We start from the raw sequence: 23295 nt of genomic DNA on the forward strand, positions 1-23295 counted from the left end.
TAAAAGAGGAACCGCATGACGCCGTCCAAACCCGATCTGCTTTCGCTCGCGACACGTTTCGCTCAGTTGCCGGAGGCGCAGCGCGCGGTGTTCGTCGCGCGTCTCGCCGACGCGGGCATCGACTTTCGCATGCTGCCGATTCCGCCGCGTGCGCGAGGCGACGCGTGCGAAGCAAGCGTGCCCGCATCGTTTGCGCAAACGCGCCTGTGGTTGCATGCGCGCATGATCGACGAGCCCGCGGCCTATCACATCACCGAGCGTCTGCGGCTCGACGGCACGCTCGATGCGCATGCACTGCGTCTTTCGTGCGATGCATTGATCGCGCGTCACGAGGCGCTGCGTACAACCTTCACCGAAGGTGCGGACGGCGTACTGCAAACGGTGCACGCGCCGATGCGCTGTCCGTGGCAGGCCATCGATCTCACGCATATTCCCGCCGCCGAACGCGAGGCGCGTGCGGTGGCCATTGCGTTAGCCGATGAATCGCGTCCATTCGATCTCACGCATGCGCCGCTCGTGCGCGTGCAGTTGATCCGCCTCGACGCGAACACGCACTGGCTTTCTTTGACCACGCATCACATTGTCTCCGATGGCTGGTCCGCCGACATCGCGCTCGCGGAACTGGCATCGTTCTATCGCGCGTATGCGAAGGGCGAGTCCGTATCCGTTGCGCCCCTGCCGATTCAATACGCGGATTACGCGATGTGGCAGCGACGCTGGCTCGATGCAGGCGAACGCGACCGGCAACTCGATTTCTGGCGCGCACGGCTCGATCCGTCACGCGATGTGTTGATGCTGCCGGGCGCGGCGCCGCGACCAGCCGAACGCAGCGCGCGCGGCGCGCGTCATGTGTTTGCGCTCGATGCGTCGCTTGCGGCCCGCTTGCGCGAGTTCGCGAACACGCGTCGCGCAACGCCCTTCGCCGTGCTGCTCGCCGTACTCGACGCACTGTTCGCGCGCGCATCGGGCGAAGCGCATATTCAGATCGGCGTGCCGGCCGCCAACCGCGAGCGCGCGGAAACGGCCGGGCTCATCGGCTTCTTCGTGAACACGCTGACGCTTGCGGCGCGCGTCGATGCAACGCAGCCGTTCGCATCGCTTGTGGATGCATCGCAAGCCGCACTCGTCGATGCGCAATCGCATCAGGACGTGCCGTTCGAGCAGGTCGTGGAGGCGCTCGGCATCGTGCGCAGCGCGAGTCATCATCCGCTGTTTCAGGTGATGGCCACATACGGTGCGCGCCGTGCGCTGCCTTCGCTCGCCGATGTGCGCATGACCGAGCTGCCCTCCGGCACGCCCTTCGCTAAGTTCGATCTGACTGCGAACTTCGAGGAACGCGCGGACGGCTCGCTCGACGCCGCGTTCATCTATGCGCTCGATCTCTTCGATGCCGATGCGATCGAACGCCTCGCGCGCCGCTTCGTCGAACTGTTGCGTCATGCGCTGGATGCGCCGCATACGAACGTCGGCGATCTGCAATGGTTGCCGCAGGACGAACGCGCGCAGCTTGACGCGTGGAATCGCAACGCGCCGGAATGCGTGCCCGAGTTCGTGTCGGTGCCCGAACGCATCGCGCGTCATGCACATGCACGGCCCGATGCGCGCGGCGTCGCCGACATGGAGCGTGCGTTGACGCGCGGCGAAGTCGATGCGCGCGCGACCCGCATCGCACAACGTCTGATCGATGCGGGCGTGCGCGCGGAAATGCGGGTGGGCGTGGCGTTGAGCCGCTCGGTCGATCTGCTCGTCGGTCTGATCGCGGCGCTCAAATCAGGCGGTGCATTCGTGCCGCTTGATCCGAGTCATCCGCGCGAACGTCTCGCGCAGATTCTCGATGATGCGCACATCGAACACATCGTGACCGAACGCGCGAGTCTCGATGCGCTGCCGGTGCCCGCGAACGCGCGCGTCTGGCTGCTCGACGACGAAAACCTCTACGCCGACGATGCCACGTCGGGCGTTGCGTTGCCCGACCTCGCGCCCGAGCAGGCCGCGTATGCAATCTATACATCGGGATCGACGGGCAAGCCGAAGGGCGTGATAGTCGATCATGGTTCGTTCGCGCGTCATTGCGTGGCGATCGCGGAACGTTATGGCGCGACCGAGCGCGATACGTTCATGCTGTTCCAGTCGGTCAATTTCGACGGCGCGCACGAAGGCTGGTTCTCGCAGTACATCTCGGGCGCGGCGGTGGCGATCACCGCCGACACGCTCTGGCCGCCCGCGCTCACCTGCAAACTGATGCGCAAGGAAGGCGTGACGATGACCTACGTGCCGCCCGGCTGCGCCACGCAACTCGCCGAATGGGCGCTCGTGCATGGCGCACCGCCGACGCTCAAGTCGATCACGGTCGGCGGCGAAGCAACATCGCGCGAGGCTTTTGCGTTGATGCGACGTGCGTTCCCGAACGCGCGCATCGTCAACGGATACGGTCCGACCGAGACCGTCATCACGCCGATGCTGTGGATGTTCTATCCCGGCGATGACCCCGCGAAGCTCGCCGATTGCGCCTATCTGCCGATCGGTACGCTGGTCGGCGCACGCACCGCGCATGTGCTCGATGTGCGGCTGAATCCATTGCCTGTCGGCGTGATCGGCGAGCTGTATCTCGGCGGCGAAGGCGTGGGCGTCGCGCGTGGTTATCTCGATCGTCCCGCGCTCACTGCGGAGCGCTTCGTGCCCGATCCTTATGGCGATGCAGGCGCGCGTCTGTATCGTACGGGCGATCTGGTGCGGCGTCGCGCGGACGGTGTGTTCGACTTTATCGGCCGCGTCGATCATCAGGTGAAGCTGCGTGGCCTGCGCATCGAACTCGGTGAAATCGAAGCGCAACTCGCGGCGCATGACGACGTGCGCGAAGCTTGCGCCGTGGTACGCGGCAAGGGCGCGCAGGCGGCGCTCGTCGCCTATGTGGAATTGAAGAGCGATGCGCGCGAACGCGCGGCGCTTGGACGCGCTGCCGATGCCGCCGAACTCGATGCACATCTGCGCCGCACGCTGCCGGACTACATGGTGCCCGCGCATATCGTCGTGCTCGATGCGCTGCCGCGCAATGCGAACAGCAAGGTCGATCGCGCGGCGCTGCCGGAGCCTGCGAAGAAGGAGCGCATCTACGAAGCGCCCGCTGCGGGTACGGAAGCCGCGCTCGCGAAGATCTGGCGCGAAGTGCTGAACGCCGAACGTGTGGGACGCAGCGATCATTTCTTCGAACTCGGCGGACACTCGCTCGCGGCTGTGCGCGTCGTGACGCGTATCGCGGAGGCGCTCGGGCGCGATGTGCCGGTGCGCGCGCTGTTCGAGACGCCGGTGCTGTCGCAATACGCGAAGCGCGTCTTGGAAGCGAATGTGTGCGAGGGCGCTGCGGGCGTCGTGCAACGCGTCGCTCATGAAGCGGATGAAAACGGCGTGTGGCCGTTGTCCGCTGCGCAACTCGGCCTCTGGTTCCTGTGGCGTGCGCAGCCGCAGAGTGCCGCGTACAACATTCCGGTCGCAATCCGCCTGCGTGGCACGCTCGATGCCGATGCGCTTCGTGAAGCGCTCGCGCAGGCGGCGGCACGTCATCCGGCATTGCGCACGCAACTGGTCGAACGCGACGGCGCGTTGCCTGGGCAACGCATCATGCCGATGTGGCGTGTCGAGTTGCCGGTGATCGATCTGGCGGGCCGCATCGATGAAGCCAGGCGCCTCGTCGATGAAGATGCACTCACGCCTTTCGATCTCGCGAGTGCGGATCATCTCTGGCGCGCGCGTCTTGTGCGTCTCGCCGAGGACGATCATGTGCTGTCGCTCGTTGTGCATCACATCGTGTCGGATGGTCAGTCGATCGATCTCTGGCTCGATGACATTCGCGCGACCTATGTGGCGTTGCAGAAGGGCGCATCGGTGTCGGAACGTTCTTCGCATGCGCTCGTGTTACCGGCATCGGCATCGGGCGCGCGGCTCGCATTCTGGCGCGATGCGCTGCAAGACTTGCCTGCGATCGAACTGCCTTCGCCCGCAACTGGTCGCGTCGATGAACCGCAGTGGCTCGCGAGCCGCATTGCCTTCGATCTCGACGACACGCTCGTCGAACGCGCCCGCGCTTTCGCGCTCGAATGCCACGCCACGTTGCCGATGCTGCTGCACGCTGCCCTCAACGCAGCGTTGCATCGTTTGACAGGCGCGCACGATCAACCGGTGGGCGTGCTCGCCTCGACACGCGAAGCGACGGGCGATGCCGCGCGCGATGCGCTCGGCCTCTTCATCAACGCTGTGGTCGTGCGCACGCGCATGACGCATGACGACACGCCTGCGAGCTTGCTCGCCACGGTACGCGACGCCGCGCTCGCGGCCTATGCGCATGCAGACGTGCCGTTCGCCGATGTCGTCGCGGCGCTGCACGCGCAGCGGCCCGGCGCGGGCAATCCGCTGTTTCAGGTGATGTTCAATTACTTGCGCCCGGCGGCGATGGCTTCGCGCGACTGGGCCGGCCTCGCGATCGAAGGCTTCGACGACGTGCGTCATCGCGTGGTGTTCGACCTTGAATTGGATGTCACCGAACATCCGGATGCGCGCGTGAGCGTGGCATTTTCATATGCGATCGAACGCGTCGATGGTGCGTTCGTCGAAGCGCTGGCGCAATGCTATCGCGCGCTAATCGAACAGTTCGTTCATGCGCCGCATGACGCGTTCGACGCATGCGAGCCACGCTTTGCAGGCGTGTCGCAAACGCACCGCGCACCGCAGACCGATATCGACGCAAGCAACGAAGCGCAGGCGCTTGCGTACATCTGGCGCGATCTCTTCGAAGGTCAGACGCTTGCCTTCGATGACGACGTGTTCGAAGCGGGCGCGACATCGTTTGCCGTCGTGCGTTTCGTCGATGCCGCGCGCCGTGCGGGCTTCGATATCGCGATTCAGGACATCTTCGCCACGCCGCATTTCGCGGGCCTCGGCGCGACGCTCATGCGCCGTGCCGCGCTGGCATCGACCCATGACATGTGAGAGAACCAGGGACATGAAGAAAGAAACCGTATTCGATCTGATCGGCGTGGGCTTTGGACCGTCGAATCTGTCGCTCGCCGTGCGGCTCGCCGAAGAGAGCGCGACTTCGAACATGAAGCATTGCTTCATCGAACGGCAGCGCGAGTTCGGCTGGCATCGCGACATGCTGCTCGACGACTGCCGCATGCAGATTTCCTTCCTCAAGGATCTCGTCACCCAGCGCGATCCGACGAGCCGCTTCACGTTCATCAATTATCTGTTCGAGCGCGGACGCCTGAACGAATTCGTGAACCTGAAGAACTTCTATCCGACACGCGTCGAGTTTCACGACTATCTGAGCTGGGTCGCGCAGACCTTCGACGAGCGCGTGCACTACGGGCAATCCGTCACGGCCATCGAACCGGTGCTTGCAGCGAACGGCGATGTGAGCGCGTTGCGTGTGGTGTCGCAGGACGAGGACGGACGTGAATGGCGGCGCGTGACGAATGCGCTGTCCATCGGCGTCGGCGGTACGGCGCGTGTGCCGGAGCCGTTCGCATCGCTCGGGCCGCATAACGTGATCCATTCGTCGGCGTATCTGAGTTCGATCGAGCGCATCGCGGGCGATCAGCGCAGCGGCAAGAAGCGCATCGCGGTGATCGGCGCGGGACAGAGCGCGGCGGAAGTGTTCTCGGATATCGCGCGCCGCTTCCCGCATGTCGATGCGACGCTCGTCATTCGTGCAAGCGCACTCAAGCCCGCCGACGACACGCCCTTCGTCAACGAGATTTTCAGCCCGGAATTTACGGACGTCATGTATGCGCAATCGGAGGACGGACGCCGCTCGCTGATGGAGCGTTTCCGCGATACGAACTACGCGGTGGTCGATCGTCCGCTGATCGAACAGATCTACGAAATGCTCTATTTGCAGAAGGTTTCCGATGAAGCGCGGCATCGTTTGCTGGCGAACACGGTCATCGAAAACACTGCGCGCCGCGCAAACGGCGAGATCGAACTGACGATGCGCGACGTGCTCAGCGGACACGCACACGCAGAGCGCTTCGACGCGCTGGTGCTCGCAACGGGCTATCGGCGAGATACGCACGTCGCGTTGCTGGATGGTCTCGCGCCACATCTCGGCGATGCGCTCGCGCAACGCAACGTGGGCCGCGATTATCGGCTCGTCACGCCGTCGAACTTCAAGGCGCGCATCTATCTACAAGGCTGCTGCGAAGACAGTCACGGTCTCTCCGACACGCTGCTATCCGTACTGGCCGTGCGTTCGGACGAGATCGCCGCGTCGCTTGCCGATGCGGGACAAGAGAACGCCGCCGCACAGCGCACGGCGGATGACAAGAAGACCGGGGTGAGCGGCGGCCGCGTGGCTATCGCTCTTTGACAAAGCAGCGGCATGAACGAAGCCGCATTGGGATTGGAGAGAAGAAGAATGAAGTGGGGAAGAGGGACGACGCGCCGCACGCGCGTACGGCGCAGCGCGTTCGCGATGGCAACGATCGCGGCGTTCGGTCTGGCGGCGATGCATCATGCTCAGGCACAGGAGCAGCAACAACAGCAAGCACAGCAAGCCCAGCAAGCACAGGAAAGCACGCTGCCCGCGGTGCGCGTGAATGCAACGGCGGACAACGACGATACGGTCGGCCTCGTCGCGCGCAAGAGCCGCACCGGCACGAAGACCGACACGCCTATCGACGAGATTCCGCAAACGATCAACGTCGTGACGTCGACGCAGATCGAGGAAACGGGCGCCACCAGCATCAACGAAGCCTTGCGATATATCCCGGGCTTTTCGTCGTATGGCGCGGACGTGCGTTCCGACTGGTACTCGGCGTTGCGCGGCTTTACGCCGACCGTGTTCGTCGATGGCCTGCAGGTGCCCAACACGCTGAATCTGTCGAGCTGGCGCGTCGATCCGTACATGATCGACAGCATCACGATTCTGCGCGGACCGACTTCGGTGCTGTACGGACAAGGCGATCCGGGCGCGATCGTCGACGTGCAGAGCAAGCTTGCCGATGGCGGACGTTATCGCGAAGCCGGCGTGCAGATCGGCGACTATGCGCGCAAGCAGGTGCAGTTCGATATCGGCGACAAGATCGACAAGGACGGAATATGGTCGTATCGCGTGCTCGCAGTGGGACGCGACGGCAATTCGCTGACGGGTCCGCACGCGGAGCAGCGCTTCGCGATTTCGCCATCGGTGCGCTGGCAGCCGAACGCGAATACGTCGCTGACGATTGCGGCGAGTTATCTGCAGGATTGGGGCGATGCATCGAACAATTTCCTGCCGGCGCAAGGCACGGTGCTGCCGAATCCGAACGGCAAGATATCGCCGGACCTGTACACGGGCGATCCGACCTACTCGTACTATCGCAAGAAGGAATGGTCGATCGGCTATCAGTTCGAGCACAAGTTCAACGACATCTGGACGTTCCGGCAAAACACGCGCTGGATGCATCTGTCGCTCGATAACGGCGCGGTGTGGGGCGGAGGGCTCGACGCGAGCGATCCGACCGAACAGACGCTCGCGCGCTATGCAGGCCTGTTTCAGCCGAACTACAGCCGCTTCGACATCGACAATCAGGCGCAGGCGCGCTTCGGGACGGGTCCGCTCGAACATACCGTGCTGCTCGGCTTCGAATACAACCGCCAGAACTCGACGGACAGTGAATGGCTCGCGCAGGCGCCGAGCCTGAACATGTACAACCCGGTCTACACGCCGGTGTCGACCGCGATTTTCAGCGGCCCGGATTCCTTCGGCCAGACCAACACCCGCACGACGCTCGATTCGTTCGGCGTCTATGCGCAGGATCAGGTCAAGTGGAACCGCTGGATGCTGACCGTGGGCGCGCGCGAAGACTGGAGCAATACGAAGCAGGACGATATCGTCGGCGGCACGCAGCTCAAGCAGGACGACAGCGCGTTCACGGGCCGCGTCGGCCTCACGTATCTCGGCGATTACGGGCTTTCGCCGTACATCAGCTATTCGACGTCGTTCAATCCGATCATCGGCGTGAGGATGGCCGATGGCGGGCTGCCCGCGCCGACGAAGGGCCGGCAGATCGAAGCGGGCCTGCGCTGGCAACCGGCGGGCAAGAATCTGATGCTCGGCGCGGCGGTGTATCAGATCAACCAGAAGAACGTGCTCACGCCCGATCCGAACGATCCGACCGGAACGTTCTCCGTGCAGACCGGCGAAGTGCGTTCGCGCGGCATCGAACTGAGCGCGGTGGGCAACGTCACGCGCAATCTGTCGGTGATCGCGGCGTACGTCTATCAGGATGTGAAGAACATCAGCGCGAACGACGACACGCTCGGCAAGTGGCCCGTATCGATTCCGCTGCCGCGTCAGATGGCATCGCTATGGGCGGACTGGACCTTCCATTCGGGACCGCTCGATGGCCTCGGCTTCGGCGGCGGCATTCGCTATCAAAGCGCGCTTGCGGGCGCGGCCGACAACTCGCTGCGCATCCCGAGCTACACGACATACGACGCGGCGGTTCACTACGACATGCCGCACTGGCGCTTCGCGGTCAACGCGCAGAACATCTTCAATCGCACGTTCGTGAGCGGTTGCCAGTCGGATTCGGCCTGCTTCTATGGCAATCCGCGCACGGTGATCGCAAGCGCCCGCTATAACTGGTGATGATCGCGGGCGGCGTCTCGCGCGCCGCCCATTTATCGAAGACGATTCAATGACGAAGACAAAACTGGTCTACATCATGTCCTTGCGCAACGCGGCGGCGGATCGCGCGGGACAGCATATCGAGTACAAGGGCGAGCGGCGCTACATGAAGTCGCCGCTCGAATATCTCGTCGAACGGCTGGGCGATTCGCCGCTCGGCGACATCTATTCGCTCGAAGGCGTGATCTACGACGATGACGAAGGCTCACCGAAAGATCGCGAGAAGCTCGCCGGATACGGCTTTCGCTACGAGCCGGGCGGACAGTGGATTCATCCGCCCGAACTCACGGTGCACGGCGTGCCTGTCACGAGTCTGCTGCATGCAGTGCCATCTTCGTATCGACGGCTGCCGATAGATGCCGTCGCCGAACGTGCCGCGCAGAAGAGCGCGTTCGAGCGCCGCTTGCTCGACAAGCTGCATGCGCTCGATGCCGACTTCGTTGTGCTCGATGGCCTGCTTGTGATTCTCGATGAACTGGTGCGGCCGGGCGCTGCGTTCGACCGGCGCATCGCGAACATTCATCCGGGCGTGACGCGGCTGGGCTCGCCGTTCGAACGGCGCGGCGCGTATGCGACGCTCGATGCGTTGTATGGCGCGCGAGGCCAGCGCGTCGCCGACTGGACCACGATGCGCATGGAGCCTGCGCCGCTCATCGACAGGACTGGCGCTTCGTTTCATTACGTCGATAACGGGATCGATTCCGGAGAGGTCATCTTCGATGTGCTCGGCACGAGCATCGATCCCGCCGACACCATTCTCGAGCTGCGCTGGAACAACTTTCAGCGCAGCTTGTTTCCCGCGCTCGAAGGGGGACTTCTGGCCATGGCCGAAAGTTTTGCGAAGGAAGCGATCTAGTCGTTCCCTTCACCCGCGAGACACGTCAAAGACATGCCGGAGACTCACCGATGAACATTCGTTTCGATCCCGAGGTCGCGGCCAGCGCCGCGCATCAACCCGACCGTGCTTTGCCTGCGTGGCATGCCGGCATGAAGCCCGACGCGCTGCTCGATGCGTTATGCGATGTCTACTGCAACGAACCCGAGCGACGCACGGCGACGCTTGCATTGCCACATGCGCCGGACGATCTGCATCGCGCGCAAGCGTTCGCGGCTCAGGCGCAGCACGAAAATCTGATCGATGAAGTCGCGCATCGCGATGGTCATTTGCTTTTGACGACATCGCGCAAGACGTTCTGGCAAAGCGCGCGGCCGTGGCTCAAAGCGCCCGCATCGAGCGAGACGTTGTTGAGCTTCGCGCAGACCAATGGCGTCACGCATCCGGTCAGACCGAAGAACGTGAAAGGCACGATCTACGAGCGCCATTTCCCGCAGATCGACATGACGTTCAGCCTGCGCACGGCCGACCCCGACGCCGACTCGCAAGTCTTCAGCGACTGGATGAACCTCGATCGTGTCGCGCACTTCTGGGAGCAACGGGGCACGCGCGCCGAGCATGCAGCCTATCTCGCGGAACGTCGCGAAGACCCGCACATGCATCCGATGATCGGCTATTTCGACGACAAGCCCTTCGGCTACTTCGAGTTCTACTGGGCGAAGGAAGACCGTCTCGGTCCGTTCTACGATGCGGGCGACTTCGATCGCGGCCTGCATCTGCTGATCGGCGATGCGCAGTTTCAGAGCGCGGGCAAGTTGCGCGCGTGGTGGAGCGGCGTGCTGCACTACATGTTCATCGACGATCCGCGCACGGAACGGCTCGTCGGCGAACCGCGCGTCGATCATGTGCGGCACATTGCCTACATGCATCGCATGGGCTTCTACACGCTCAAGGAATTCGACTTCCCGCACAAGCGCGCCGCGCTCACGGTCATGGAGCGCGAGAAGTTCTTCAACGACTTCCGCTTCTGAGCGCCGAAGGAGAAGGAAAGCAGGGCGGCTCTTATACTGGCGGCACCGCCCACAACCTTCCCTTCGTCACATGGCCCTCATCAACTACATCACGCAGATTCAATTCGACTTCGGCGCAGTGCGCCTGCTTGCAAGCGAATGTGAACGCATCGGCATTCGCCGTCCGCTGATCGTCACCGATGCCGGCATTCGCGCGGCCGGTCTCGTCGATACCGTGCTCGACGCGCTCGGCTCGTCCGCGCCGGTGCCCGTGTTCGACGCGACCCCGCCGAATCCGAACGAAGCCGCCGTGCGCGCCGCCGTCGCCATGTTCAAGGAGAACGCGTGCGACGGCGTGATCGCGGTGGGCGGCGGTTCGTCGATCGATCTCGCGAAAGGCGTCGCCGTCTGCGCGACTCACGATGGCCCGTTGCAAAGCTTCGCGGTGATCGAGGGCGGCTTGGCGCGTATCACGGCGAAGACCGCGCCTGTGATCGCGATTCCGACGACCGCGGGCACCGGCAGCGAAGTCGGCCGCGGTGCGATCCTGATTCTCGACGATGGCCGCAAGGTCGGCGTAATTTCTCCGCATGTCGTGCCGAAGGTCGCGATCTGCGATCCGGAACTCACGCTCGGCCTGCCGCCGATGCTCACCGCCGCGACCGGCATGGACGCCATCGCGCACTGTCTCGAAACCTTCATGGCGCCGGCGTTCAATCCGCCCGCCGACGGCATCGCGCTCGACGGCCTGTGGCGTGCGTGGCGTCACATCGAAGGCGCGACGCGCGACGGCTCCGACCGCGTCGCGCGCCTGAACATGATGAGCGCGTCGATGCAGGGCGCGCTCGCGTTCCAGAAGGGCCTCGGTTGCGTGCACAGCCTGAGCCACTCGCTGGGCGGCATCAATCCGAAGCTGCATCACGGCACGCTCAACGCCATCTTTTTGCCTGCGGTGATCGCATTCAACGCCAGCGCGCCTTCGATGCAGCAGGAGGACAAACTCGGACGTCTCGCGCAGGCGATGGGCCTGGAATCCGGCGATGACGTCGGCCTCGCCGTGCGCGCGATGACCGCGACGCTGGGCTTGCCGCGTGGTCTCGCGGAACTCGGCGTGACGCGCGAGCTGTTTCCGCGCATCGTCGCGGGAGCGCTTAAGGATCACAGTCATAAGACGAATCCGCGCGAGGCGTCGAGCGCGGACTACGAGGCGATGCTGGAGGCGTCCATGTAAATCCGTTCCGAATCGGGGCCGGAGCGCAACGCCAGTAACGGCAGGCGATTTGCGGCATTGCAACACGAAACTAGGGGAAAACCCTTAAGTCTGTTACAATGCCGCAAAGTTTGAGGATTAGATCATGCGTCGCCGTTACGAAGTCATCGAAAAAGTCGCCTTTGCCCTGCTCACGCTGTCCGCCGTTGTGGACGCGAGCTACATCACCTGGGAAAAGCACCCCAATTTCCGCGAAAACGTCACGGAAATGGTGCGCATGAGTTCGGAACTGTCGCTGGCTAATCCGGGTATGGGCGAACCCACGCCGCTCGTTCCGATGGCGTTCAACTAAGCATAGAGTCTCAAGCGCGGACACTTCGCCGCGCGCTTTCCTTCCGGGCGCATAAAGGTTATTCGGCCCGACGCCGCACGGCGCGCGCAGGCTGCTTTATGCTGGCGGCTTCCCAAGCCGCCGTTGCCCAGCATGTCTTCCGCTCTCCATTCCGACGCCGCTCTCGGCTATCAGATCCGCAGCTTCGCCCGCGCGATCGGCCAGATCGTGCTCCAGCGCAACGCCGCCACCGGCGCGCTGCTGTTTCTCGCCGTGCTCGCGGCAAGCCCGCGTCTCGCGTGCGGTTTGCTGATCGGCACGCTGACGGGCAATGTCATCAGCGTCATCCTCGACGATGCCGACGCCCCCGCCTTCCGCGACGACCTCTACGGCTTCAACGGCGCGCTTGCCGCGCTCGCGGCGTTCGCGTTCATCGGCGATACATCGCAGGCTGCCGCTGTCGCGATCGTCGCGGCGATGGGCGCGACCTTCCTCGCCCACAAACTCATGCGCGTGCTCGCGCGCCATGCATTGCCGACGTTTTCCAGCCCGGCGATCATCGTGACCTGGTGCTGGCTGCCGCTGTTCGCCGATCGCGGCGACACGGGCGCGATTCCGCCGGTCGCCGCCGGCATCGTGGCGATGCTGCAGGCCGCGTTCGCGGGCCTCGCGCCGATCACCTTCGCGACCGGCGCGCTCGCGGGCGGGCTGATTGCGCTCGGCTTGTTCGCGTCGCGGCCATCGCAGGCGGGCTGGGCGCTCGCCGGCAGCGCGCTCGGCGCGACCTTGCACGGTCTGGGCGGCGCGAGCGATGTCGTCGTGCTCTCGGGCGCGTGCGGTTTCAACGCGGCGCTTGCCGCGCTGGCGTGCGCGCCGCTCGGCAGGCGTTATGCGCTGGCTGGCATCGTCGCGGCCGTTTTGATCGAACGCTTGATGGATTGTCTGGGCATTGCCGCGCTGACCGCGCCCTTCGTGCTGGCCTCGTGGGCGATGATCGTCGTCCGGCGGCGCATGTCGGGCGCATCGGGCGCATCGAAACAAGGAGAATCGCATGTCGTTCACCCACACGCCTGAGCGCCGGATCGCGGAGAGCGGGCCGCGCTCGGCGGCCGAGCAGGCCACGCGCGTCGATCTTGCCGCGGCCTATCGCCTGGTCGCGCTCAACGGCTGGGACGATGTCGTGTACACGCACATTTCCGCGAGCGTGCCGGACGAGCCGGGGCGCTTTCTGATCAATCCGTTCGGGCTTTCGTTCGATGAAGTCACGGCGTCGAATCTCGTGAAGATCGACATCGACGGCAATGTGATCGGCGAGAGCGCGCATCCGGTCAACGCAACCGGCTTCGCCTTGCATGCGGCGGTGCACGCCGCACGTGACGATGCCGCGTGCGTGATGCATCTGCATGTACGCGAGGCGATCGCCGTATCGGCGCAGCCGCACGGTTTGCTGCCCGGCTCGCAGCACGCGATGCGCTTTCACGGCCATCTCGCGTATCACGATTACGAAGGCCTCGCGTTCTCACGCGCGGAAGGCGAGCGGCTGGTGCACAGCCTCGGCGCGCATCGCGCGATGCTCTTGCGCAACCACGGTCCGCTCACGCTCGGGCGCACGATCGCCGAGGCTTACGTGCTGATGGATATGCTCGTCAAGGCATGCGATATTCAGCTTCGCGCGCTCGCGGGCGTGAGCAAGATGATCGTGCCGACGCCGGACGTCGTCACGCGCACTGCGGCGCAATTGCACGATGACGACGCTGTTGAAGGCGCGCTCGAATGGCCTGCGCTGTTGCGCAAGCTCGATCGCATCGATGCGTCTTATCGCGACTGAACGCGCGACTAAATTCAACTCGACAGGAGATCAACGGCATGCCGACATTCAACATTCAGCTTTTCGAAGGCCGCACGGCGGAGGAGAAGCGCAAGTTCGTCGAGGCGATCACGCGCACGACGTGCGAGACGCTCGGCTGCGAGCCGGGCTCGGTGGACATCATCCTGACGGATGTGAAGCGCGAGAACTGGGCGACCGCGGGCAAGCTCTGGTCGGAGCAGTGAAGCGCGCGCACATACGGCGCCATGCCGTATGTGCGCGAACGCGTTACATCGATTCCTTCACGGCGAGACGGAACTTGTGCAGCAAGGGTTCCGTATAGCCGCTCGGCTGCGTGAGGCCTTCGAACACAAGCGCACACGCGGCCTTGAACGCGAACGAGCTGTCGAACGCGGGCGCCATCGGCGTATAGGTCGGATCGGCTTCGTTCTGCTTGTCGACGACGGCGGCCATGCGCTCCAGCGTCTTGCGAACCTGCTCTTCCTTCACGATACCGTGACGCATCCAGTTCGCGATGTGCTGGCTCGAAATGCGCAGCGTGGCGCGATCTTCCATCAGGCCGACATCGTGAATGTCCGGCACCTTCGAGCAGCCGACGCCCTGATCGACCCAGCGCACGACATAACCAAGAATGCCCTGCGCGTTGTTCTCGATTTCGTTTTTGATGTCCTCTTCCGACCAGCTCGGTTTATCCACGACGGGAATCGTCAGCAGGCCGTCGAGCAATTCGTTCTTCTGGCTTTCGTAATCGATGCTTTCGAGTTCCTGCTGAACCTGCTGCACATCGACCATGTGATAGTGCAGCGCGTGCAACGTGGCCGCCGTGGGCGAGGGCACCCATGCCGTGTTCGCGCCGGCCTTCGGATGCGCGATCTTCTGTTCGAGCATGGCGTGCATGAGATCGGGCATGGCCCACATGCCCTTGCCGATCTGCGCGCGCCCGCGCAAGCCGGTGTTCAGACCGACGAGCACGTTATTGCGCTCATACGAGCTGATCCACTTCGACGACTTCATGTCGCCCTTGCGCATCATCGGGCCGGCTTCCATCGACGAATGCATTTCGTCGCCGGTGCGATCGAGGAAACCCGTGTTGATGAACGCGACGCGCGGTCCCGCCGCCGCGATGCACGCCTTCAGATTCACGCTCGTGCGGCGCTCCTCGTCCATGATGCCCATCTTGATCGTATGACGCGGCAGGCCGAGCAGGTCTTCGACGCGCGAGAAAAGCTCGTCCGCGAACGCGACTTCGGCGGGACCGTGCATCTTCGGCTTCACGATATAGATGGAACCCGTACGCGAGTTCATCTTGTTCTTGAGGTCGTGCATGGCGCCGAGCGTGGTCATGACTGCGTCGAGGATGCCTTCGGGAATCTCCTGGCCGTCGCGATCGAGCACGGCGGGATTCGTCATCAGATGGCCGACGTTGCGAATGAACAGGAGCGAACGTCCGTGCAGCTTGATGGTCGAGCCGCCGGGCGCGGTGTATTCGCGATCCGCGTTCATGCTGCGCGTGAAGCTCTTGCCGTTCTTGGTCACCTGTTCCGACAGATGACCTTGCATCAGACCGAGCCAGTTGCGATAGAGCTGCGTTTTGTCGGCGGCATCGACGGCTGCGACCGAGTCTTCGCAGTCGATGATCGTGCTCACCGCCGCTTCCATCAGCAGGTCCTTCACATGCGCGCCGTCCGTCTTGCCGATCGGATGGCTGGCGTCGATCTGGATCTCGAAGTGCAGGTCGTTGTGCTTGAGCAGAATGGCGGACGGCTCTTTCGCATCGCCTTGGTAGCCGGCGAATTGCTCGGCGTTCTCGAGGCCGCTCTTGCCGCCGTCTTTCAACGTGACGACGAGCTTGCCCTGTTCGACCGCGTATTTCGTGGCATCGGCGTGCGAGCCGTGTGCGAGCGGCGCGTTGTCGTCGAGGAAGGCGCGCGCGTAGGCGATCACTTTCGCGCCGCGCTTCGGATTGAATTCGGCGGTGCGGCCGGAGCCGTCTTTGTCGTCGATGGCGTCGGTGCCGTAGAGCGCGTCGTAGAGGCTGCCCCAGCGCGCGTTGGCGGCGTTCAGCGCATAGCGCAGATTGGAGAGCGGCACGACGAGTTGCGGCCCGGCCTGCTCGGCGATTTCGCGATCGACGTTGGCGGTGCTCGCCTGCACATGCGCGGGCGCGGGCACGATATAGCCGATCTCGTCCAGAAACTTGCGATAGGCACGCAGATCGCGCACCGGACCCGGATTGCTACGATGCCAGTTGTCGAGCTCCGACTGAAGACGGTCGCGCTCGGCCAGCAGCGCGCGGTTCTTCGGCGCGAGGTCGTGCACCAGCGCATCGAATCCCTTCCAGAAGGACGCACTGTCGACGCCCGTGCCGGGGATGGCTTCATCATCGACGAACTTCGCCAGACTCGCGTCGACCTGCAGGCCGTGTTGTTTGATCATGTCGTTCATGGGCACTCCGGCTGAGTTTGCTGCTATGCAAAGGGTTTTGGGGTGGGCTGGGCCCTATGGTAGCGCGTCTTGGGGGAGGAACGAAGTGGGGCAGAAATGCAAGCGGCGTGCCCGAAGGGCGGGGGAAGCGGCGGGCGGCAATCAGCGGGGAAGGCGACTTCGTTCAGCGCGGCGCGGTGTTTCCCTCGTCCAAGCTCGCAAGGAGCGTTTGAATCTGGCGGTAAAAGGCGGGAAGAATTTCGACGACCGTTTTCCAGACGATTTCGGGTTCGACCTGGTGATAGCCGTGCGCAAGGACGTTGCGCATTTCATAAGCGGAAGAGAAATCGACGTCCGAATGCGCTGCCGCAAAATCCGGAAAATACCTGCCAACGTTCTTGCTGGCTTCTCCGATGATTTCGAAGTTGCGGATGACCGCGTCTTGGGCCATTTCGTTATTCAGAAAGGCCAACTGATCCAGCCCTTCCGTGTAACGCAGGATGCGTTCAATCGCTGTACCGATGTGTCCGAGATAGTCGGCAAGAACCAGCGCGTCGCGACTCATACCGGAAGAGCTCCTCCGAGAATGGCATCGCGCCTGCGATCAGGAATCGCGCCCGAAGTGAGCACGTCCACAGGAACGCCGAGCAGCGCTCGAAGCTTGTGCCGGATGGCCCCCAGATCAAAGAGTGTTGTCTCCGGCGTTGGATCGATGAGCAAATCCAGATCACTGTCTTCCGTATCTTCTCCGCGAGCGACGGAACCGAAGACGCGCGCATTCACTGCGTGGTGCGCTTCGACGATGCGACGAATCTCGTCACGATGAGCTTCTAATGCGATCGAAGGTTTCATGGCTGTTTGAGTAGTCGGCCCGCTTTCGGTCAACGATTATTCTGTGTGCATTTGCTCAGAGGAAAAAGCACATGCAGTCTAGACTAGTATAGCGGCGCCGCCAAGGCCTCGGAGGCGCGCATTCAGTTGAGGATACGGTCATTCGTTTCGGTGTATCGAGCTGGTTTCGTAGAGGTCGCCGTCTCAACTTAAATAATTCGGAATGCGAAATAAAAATTAAGATCGATACTGGACTATCACGCAATTCTGAAGGTACGAACCGATAGCATTCAAACCCGGCTTCCGCGTCATACCGCGCACGAAAGACCGGGCCCAAACCCCGCAAATCAAGCCTTCAACAAATCCTCGATCATCACCGGCAGCTTCCTCACACGCACGCCCGTCGCGTGATAAACCGCCCCGGTGATTGCCGACGCGATGCCCGCGAGCCCGATCTCCGCAATGCCCCGCGCGCCGAGTTCGTTGAACACCGTATCGGGATAGTCGAGGAACGTGACGTCCATCTTCGGCGTATCGGCGTTGGTCGCGACCACGTAATCCGCGAGGCTGCTGTTCACCGGCGCGCCGCTCCGCTCGTCGTACACGGTATGCTCGAAGAGCGCCATGCCGACGCCCATCACCACCGCGCCCTCGATCTGATTACGTCCCGCGCGCGGATTCAGGATCTTGCCGGCATCGATCACGGTCACGACGCGGCTCACGCGCAGACGCGCCGTCGCGGGATCCCACGTCACTTCGGCGAAGTGCGCACCGTACGAGTGAATCGACCACTTCTTCTTCAGAGGATCGTCGAAGCCGCCTTTCGCGCTGCCGCTGCCCGACGCGGCATGCAGCTTCGCCGCTTCGAGAATGCGCGCAAACGGCACGCCGTTCTCCGGCCGCTCGTTCTTGCGATGCACATGGCCGCCGCTCATCGCGAGTTCTTCCGCGCGAGCGCCCGCGAAAGGCAAGCCCTCCGCCTTCACCGCGCGCGCGAGCAGCGTCTTGATGGCGCCGCGCACCGCATCCGATACCGCCGGAATCACCGACGCCGTCGCCGCCGATCCGCCCGATACGGGGCCGAGCGGCAACGCCGTATCGCCGAGTCCGACTTCGATCTTGTCGAGCGGAATACCGGTGTGCTCCGCGACGAGCTGCGCGAGGATCGTGTACGTGCCCGTGCCGATATCCTGCGTGCCGCACGCAACGCGCGCCGTGCCGTCGGCGCGCAGATCGACGGTCGCGTCCGCCGAAAAGCGCAGGCCCGGCCAGCTGCATGCGCCAACGCCCCAGCCGAGCGTGAGCCCGTCGCGCTTCATCGAGCCGACTTCCGGCGTGCGCTTGCTCCAGCCGAATTTCTCCGCGCCCGTCTTCAGGCATTCGACGAAGTGCCGCGACGAAAACGGCAAGCCGCTGCTTTCATCGACGCTCGGCTCATTGCGCAGCCGCAACTCGACCGGGTCCATCTTCAACGCGATGGCAAGCTCGTCCATCGCCGATTCGAGCGCGAACAGGCCGGGCACGGCGCCGGGTCCGCGCATCGACGTGGGCGAACCGACGTTACGCTTGACCGTGCCGCCCGTCACGCGAAGATTGGGCGTGCTGTACATCGAAGGCGTGGCTTCGCCGCAGTCTTCCGTGTAGTCGTCGCCGAGCGCGGCGTGATTCACGAAGTCGTGTTGTAGGGAAACGAGCTTGCCGTCCGGCGTCGCCGCGAGCCGCAGGCGTTGCTGTGTGGTCGGCCGATGCCCGACGTTCTGAAACATCATCTTGCGCGAAAGCACGAGCTTCACGGGCCGCTCGGTCTGCCGCGTCGCGGCGGCGGCGAGCAGCGAATGCGGCCACATCCACAGCTTGCCGCCGAAGCCGGAACCGAGATAGCGCGAGATCACGCGCACCTTGTCTTTCGGCAGGCCCATCATCTGCATCAGGCTGCCCTGATGATTGGCCACAGCCTGGCTCGTCTCGTAGAACGTGTAGCTCTCGCCATTCCAGTGCGCGATGGTCGCGTGCAGTTCGATAGGATTGTGCGTCTCGACGGGCGTCACATACGTCTCGTCGATCTTCACGGGCGCGCCGTCGAAGGCGCCGTCGGGGTCGCCGCGTTCGCTATGCACGTCGAGTTTCTGGTCGGACTCGAGCGTCGCGCTGACATCGTGCGGCGTCTTGTCGTAGCCGACCTTGATGGCGGCCGCCGCCGCACTCGCCGTCTCGAACGTATCGGCCACGACGAGCGCCACATACTGCCCGTAATAGCGCACGATGTCGTCTTCGAACGGCGGACGGTTTTCATCGACGAAGCCGGTATCGATCGAATTGCCGGCCAGGCGATAGAAGCGGCCGATATTGCCGCGATGCAGAATCAGCTGCACGCCGGGCATGGCTTGCGCGGCGGCGAATTCGAGCGACATGATCTTGCCGCTCGCGATAGTCGCGCCGACCGGCACGGCGTACAGCATGCCGGGCAGATCGACGTCGGAAGTGTAAGTCGCGCGGCCGCAGACCTTCAGCGGTCCGTCGATGCGCGACTGGGGCCGTCCAATGAAGGACTGCGTGATGTCGGGCGCAGTGGACATGTTCGGTTCCTCGGTCTCGGTCAGGAAGTTTGCGTGGCCGTCTTGAGCGTATGCACGATGCACCGCTTCGCCAGTTCGATCTTGAAGCCGTTCTCGCTTTGCGGCTTCGCATCGGCGAGTGCGGCATCGGCGGCGCGCCTGAAGGTGGCTTCGTCGGGGGCGGCGTCCTGCAATTCCTTTTCCGCCTCGCGCGAGCGCCACGGCTTCGTCCCGAGACCGCCGAGACCCACGCGCGCATGCGCGATGCGGCCGTCCTTCACCGCGATCACCACACCCGCAGACGCAAGCGCGAACTCGTACGACGCGCGGTCGCGCAGCTTGAGATACGCGGAACGCGCGCCCTCAACCGGCGGCGGCAGCGTGACGTGCGTGACGAGATCGCCCGCATCGAGCACGTTCTCGCGATCGGGCGTCGTGCCCGGCAGCAGGAAGAATTCGTCGATCGGAATCGCGCGCTTGCCGCCGGTGCCTTCGACGTGAATCGTCGCTTCCAGCGCCTGAAGCGCCACGCACATGTCGGACGGATTGCTCGCAATGCACGATTCGCTCGTGCCGAGAATCGCCATCATGCGGTTAAAGCCCTGAATCGCGGAGCAGCCGCTGCCCGGTTCGCGCTTGTTGCAGGGCGACGCCGTGTCGCGGAAATACACGCAACGCGTGCGCTGCAAGAGATTGCCGCCGGTCGTCGCCATATTGCGCAATTGCACGGATGCGCCCGCGAGCACCGCCTGCGACAGCACCGCGTAACGCTCGCGAATCAGCGGATGGTGCGCCAGATCCGAATTGCGCGAAGTCGCACCGATGCTCATGCCGCCGTCGGACGTCTCCTCGATTGCAGCGAGCGGCAGACGGCTGATGTCGATGACGCGCATCGGCCGCTCGACGTTGAGCTTCATCAGATCGAGCAGCGTCGTGCCGCCCGCGAGAAAGCGCACTTCGGCGCCCTGTTGCGCGGTATGGGCGAGCGCGCCCGCATTGATCGCGTCGCGCATGTCGCGCGCGCGGGAGAGTTGGAACATGTCCATGGCGCGCTCCTTATTTGGCCGACGGCTTGCTGGCGCGCACCGTCTGAATCGCCGTGACGATGTTCTGATACGCGCCGCAGCGGCAGAGATTGCCGCTCATCGCTTCGCGCACGTCTTCATCGCTGGTGCCGATGGGTTCATCGAGCAGCGCGACCGCCGACATCAACTGACCGGCCGTGCAGTAGCCGCACTGATAGCCGTCGCATTCGACGAACGCGGCCTGTAGCGGATGCATTGCTTCCACTTCGCCGATGCCTTCGATGGTCGTGACCGTGTCGCCATCGCATGCGGCGGCGAAGCAGAGGCACGAGTTCACGCGGCGGCCGTTCACATGGACGGTGCACGCGCCGCACTGGCCGTGATCGCAGCCTTTCTTCGTGCCGGTGAGATGCAGATGCTCGCGTAACGCATCGAGCAGCGTGGTGCGCGGATCGAGCGACAGCGTATGGCTGCGCCCGTTGACGGTGAGCGAAAACGACATGTTCGCGCCATCGACTGCGGGGGGCGTCGGCGCGAGCGATGCGGCGCGCCCGGTTTCGTTCGGTGTATCGGCGTGCGTGATTTTTGATTGGGGGACAGGACGTTGTGGCATCGGGCAATCTCCTGGAATAGCGCAAAAAGCTGCACTGACGCGGCAGGAAGCCGGCAGCAGGTGAGAGAGGCGAAGATGCGGCGAAGCGTGTCGGGCGCCGGTGGCGCAGGGATAAGCGGAAGGTTTGCACGTCGCGCGCAGGACTTCCGGACGCCGACGACGCGGCGAAGAACGACTCTCAAGCCAGTATAGGCAGCGGACGCGAAACTTTCCCGCCTGAAAGCTCAGACGCGCCCGCGCACCATGGAAAGCGCGTTCGCATGAAGCATGCCTACGGCGGATGCGTGACCGATATCAGTGCGTGAGCACTGTATGTGCGAAGAGGTAGAGCAGGAATACGCCGACTGTCGTGAAGGCGACGAGCGCCACGAGGATCAGGATCAAGCGCAGAATCATCTGCATCGCGTCTCCAAAAAAATGGCCGCTTGCGCGGCCGGAAGGAGGGGTGGATCGGTCAGCCTTCAGGCTAAGCGCGCTTTCTTAAATCAGACTTAAGCGCGCCCGTCTTCCGTGCGGACCGGCCGTATTCCTTCCTCGGGCGAGCGCGATGCAGCGGGCTCAATGTAGTACTCATCGCAGCGCCTCGCTATAGCGATCGCGCAGCGGGAAAATCGTGAGAAGCGCAACCGCGCTGCCGAAAATCACGTAATAGCAGATCGACAGCGGGTCGCCCGTGGTCATCGTGAGCCATTGCACGATGGCCGGTGCGAAGCCGCCGAAGATCATCACCGCGACGTTGTAGCTGACCGAGATGCCCGTCGAACGCACGCTCGACGGAAGCAGCTCGGAAATGAACGCAGGATAGCAGCCCTGGAAGATGCCGAGGTAAGTCATGAGCAGCGCCTGGCAGACGATCAGCATGGGCAGGCTCGGATGCGCCGTCAGCACCGCGAAAATCGGATAGGCGGTGACGAGCGAAAGCGTGAGCGCAGTGGCCATCAGCTTCTTGCGGCCGACGCGGTCAGACAGGCGGCCGAAGAACGGGCAGCAGACCAGATACACGAGCGCGCCGATCGTCGAGCTGATGAGGCCGTCTGTGAGCGCCATGTGCAGCACGCGCGTGGCGTGCGTCGGCAGATACAGCAGGAAGATATACGTGCCGATGGTGCCGAACACCGTGAGGCCGAAGCCCGCGAGCACGGGCATCCAGTGCTTCGTGGCCGTGTCGCGGATCGGGCTCGCGCTCAGTTCGTTCTTCTGCGCCTTTTCGACGAACACCGGCGATTCATCCAGCTTCGAGCGCAGATAGAGACCGACCGGAACGATCAGCAGACCGACCACGAACGGAATGCGCCAGCCCCAGCTATTCAGATGCTCGGGGCTCAGCGTGCGCGTGAGCACCGCGCCGAAGAACGAGCCCGTGAGACTCGCCGCGGCCTGCGCGACCATCTGGAAGCTGCCGAAGTAGCCGCGCTTGTTGGCGGGCGCATATTCGACGAGAAACGCCGTCGCGCAGCCGACTTCGCCGCCCGCCGAGAAGCCCTGGATCAGCCGGCCGAGCAGCATCAGCAAGGGCGCGGCGATACCGATTGCCGCATAGGTCGGCGCGAACGCGATGATCGCGATGCCGACCGCCATCAGCGAGATCGTCAGCGTGAGCGCCGACTTGCGCCCGACGCGATCGGCGACCGCGCCGAGCACGATGCCGCCGAGCGGCCGCGTCAGAAAGCCGACGCCGAACGTGGCCCAGGTCGCGAGCAGCGAGATGGTCGGATTCGTCGCGGGAAAATACAGCTTCGCGATGATGACCGCGAAGAAGCCGTAGACCATGAAGTCGAACCATTCGAGCGCATTGCCGATGGTCGATACGACAATGGCCCGCCGGCCGGACATGTTGATTGCGGCATTCTGGTCGGCCGCATGCGATGCAGGTAGTACGGTGCTCATCGATTGCACTCCGTGGGCGTGGGGCGATTAGGTAAGTGCCAGACTGTTTTGTGCGACGACATCCGCTTATTTACGGCTTGC

At 63.7% G+C, this 23295-nt stretch carries 17 protein-coding genes; 10 read left to right on the forward strand and 7 right to left on the reverse strand.

Going from position 1 to position 23295, the window contains the following annotated elements; genetic code table 11:
- Positions 1-15: 15 nt before the first annotated feature.
- The 10 genes from BRPE64_RS25725 to BRPE64_RS25770 all read left to right on the forward strand — a co-directional run bounded on the left by BRPE64_RS25725 (position 16) and on the right by BRPE64_RS25770 (position 14103).
- Positions 16-4983 (forward strand): non-ribosomal peptide synthetase, encoded by a 4968-nt coding sequence (locus BRPE64_RS25725; protein WP_016347870.1) that lies wholly within the window; start codon positions 16-18, stop codon positions 4981-4983.
- Positions 4984-4996: 13 nt separating this feature from the next.
- Positions 4997-6361 carry a lysine N(6)-hydroxylase/L-ornithine N(5)-oxygenase family protein gene (locus tag BRPE64_RS25730; protein WP_016347871.1) on the forward strand — a complete coding sequence of 455 codons (1365 nt, stop codon included), beginning with the start codon at positions 4997-4999 and terminating at the stop codon, positions 6359-6361.
- A 48-nt stretch (positions 6362-6409) separates the two neighbouring features.
- Positions 6410-8626: a TonB-dependent siderophore receptor gene (locus tag BRPE64_RS25735; protein ID WP_044043286.1), complete on the forward strand. Its 2217-nt coding sequence runs from the start codon at positions 6410-6412 to the stop codon at positions 8624-8626.
- Positions 8627-8675: 49 nt separating this feature from the next.
- Entirely contained in the window at positions 8676-9521 is an 846-nt protein-coding gene (locus tag BRPE64_RS25740; protein WP_016347873.1) for a formyltransferase family protein, read from the forward strand.
- 50 nt (positions 9522-9571) lie between these two features.
- Positions 9572-10531, forward strand: a complete 960-nt coding sequence (locus tag BRPE64_RS25745; protein WP_016347874.1) for a GNAT family N-acetyltransferase — start codon at positions 9572-9574, stop codon at positions 10529-10531.
- 70 nt (positions 10532-10601) lie between these two features.
- Positions 10602-11741: an iron-containing alcohol dehydrogenase gene (locus BRPE64_RS25750; RefSeq protein WP_016347875.1), complete on the forward strand. Its 1140-nt coding sequence runs from the start codon at positions 10602-10604 to the stop codon at positions 11739-11741.
- Positions 11742-11865: 124 nt separating this feature from the next.
- A complete protein-coding gene (locus BRPE64_RS25755) occupies positions 11866-12072 on the forward strand; it encodes a hypothetical protein (protein ID WP_016347876.1) in 207 nt (68 codons plus the stop codon).
- 132 nt (positions 12073-12204) lie between these two features.
- Complete coding sequence (locus BRPE64_RS25760; RefSeq protein ID WP_016347877.1) at positions 12205-13125, forward strand: urea transporter; 921 nt, start codon at positions 12205-12207, stop codon at positions 13123-13125.
- Positions 13103-13879: a class II aldolase/adducin family protein gene (locus tag BRPE64_RS25765; RefSeq protein ID WP_016347878.1), complete on the forward strand. Its 777-nt coding sequence runs from the start codon at positions 13103-13105 to the stop codon at positions 13877-13879. Before BRPE64_RS25760 ends, BRPE64_RS25765 begins: the two co-directional genes overlap by 23 nt.
- A 38-nt stretch (positions 13880-13917) precedes the next feature.
- On the forward strand, positions 13918-14103 hold the full coding sequence (locus tag BRPE64_RS25770; RefSeq protein WP_016347879.1) for a 4-oxalocrotonate tautomerase: 186 nt from the start codon (positions 13918-13920) through the stop codon (positions 14101-14103).
- Positions 14104-14146: 43 nt separating this feature from the next.
- Here BRPE64_RS25770 and BRPE64_RS25775 read toward each other — a convergent pair whose 3' ends face one another.
- The 7 genes from BRPE64_RS25775 to BRPE64_RS25800 form a co-directional block, all read right to left on the reverse strand.
- Positions 14147-16324, reverse strand: coding sequence for a malate synthase G (locus BRPE64_RS25775; RefSeq protein WP_016347880.1), 2178 nt, complete (start codon positions 16322-16324; stop codon positions 14147-14149).
- Between the two features lie 163 nt (positions 16325-16487).
- Positions 16488-16868, reverse strand: coding sequence for a HepT-like ribonuclease domain-containing protein (locus tag BRPE64_RS25780; protein ID WP_016347881.1), 381 nt, complete (start codon positions 16866-16868; stop codon positions 16488-16490).
- A complete protein-coding gene (locus BRPE64_RS32475; RefSeq protein ID WP_084675861.1) occupies positions 16865-17155 on the reverse strand; it encodes a nucleotidyltransferase family protein in 291 nt (96 codons plus the stop codon). Before BRPE64_RS32475 ends, BRPE64_RS25780 begins: the two co-directional genes overlap by 4 nt.
- A 326-nt stretch (positions 17156-17481) precedes the next feature.
- A complete protein-coding gene (locus BRPE64_RS25785; RefSeq protein WP_016347883.1) occupies positions 17482-19710 on the reverse strand; it encodes a xanthine dehydrogenase family protein molybdopterin-binding subunit in 2229 nt (742 codons plus the stop codon).
- A gap of 20 nt (positions 19711-19730) precedes the next feature.
- Positions 19731-20735 (reverse strand): FAD binding domain-containing protein, encoded by a 1005-nt coding sequence (locus BRPE64_RS25790; RefSeq protein ID WP_016347884.1) that lies wholly within the window; start codon positions 20733-20735, stop codon positions 19731-19733.
- A gap of 10 nt (positions 20736-20745) precedes the next feature.
- On the reverse strand, positions 20746-21327 hold the full coding sequence (locus BRPE64_RS25795; RefSeq protein ID WP_016347885.1) for a (2Fe-2S)-binding protein: 582 nt from the start codon (positions 21325-21327) through the stop codon (positions 20746-20748).
- A gap of 570 nt (positions 21328-21897) precedes the next feature.
- Positions 21898-23214 carry an MFS transporter gene (locus tag BRPE64_RS25800; RefSeq protein ID WP_044043289.1) on the reverse strand — a complete coding sequence of 439 codons (1317 nt, stop codon included), beginning with the start codon at positions 23212-23214 and terminating at the stop codon, positions 21898-21900.
- Positions 23215-23295: the final 81 nt, after the last annotated feature.

Source organism: Caballeronia insecticola, assembly GCF_000402035.1.
GTDB classification, from domain to species: Bacteria; Pseudomonadota; Gammaproteobacteria; order Burkholderiales; family Burkholderiaceae; genus Caballeronia; species Caballeronia insecticola.